The organism is Nocardiopsis halotolerans DSM 44410, assembly GCF_000341065.1.
GTDB lineage: Bacteria > Actinomycetota > Actinomycetes > Streptosporangiales > Streptosporangiaceae > Nocardiopsis > Nocardiopsis halotolerans.
Genome location: NZ_ANAX01000023.1, coordinates 1 through 347, shown reverse-complemented (window position 1 = coordinate 347; position 347 = coordinate 1). Strand labels below are relative to the sequence as shown.

The window sequence follows — 347 nt, the reverse complement described above, 5'->3', positions numbered from 1 at the left end:
CCCGCCCGACAGCAGTCTCCGTGCCAACACGCGACAGCGTTCTCCCAGTCCCGGCGGATCGAGCACCTCGAAGTCGTGCCCCAACAGGAGCACGTGCATGAGCACGAAGTCGAGGTCGTGGGCGCCGCTGAGCACCTCGCAGCGCTCGCCCCCTCGTCCCCGCACCACCGCCGCCGACGCGGGGATCTGCGCGCGCACCGTCTCGGCCGACGCGTGCACGAGGAAGCGCGCCCGGCGCGGATAGACCCGGCTGGCCACGCCCTCCTGCACGTACGCCGCCGCGTCGGGGGCCGCACGCGGGTGGAAACGCCAGGTCCGCGCCGACACACCGGTCATCCGGTCGACGC

General features: G+C 73.8%; 1 pseudogene. It reads right to left on the bottom strand.

Annotated elements, in window-relative coordinates:
- A pseudogene (locus tag D455_RS0101460) lies at positions 1–347 on the bottom strand (transcriptional regulator); the annotation flags it as partial.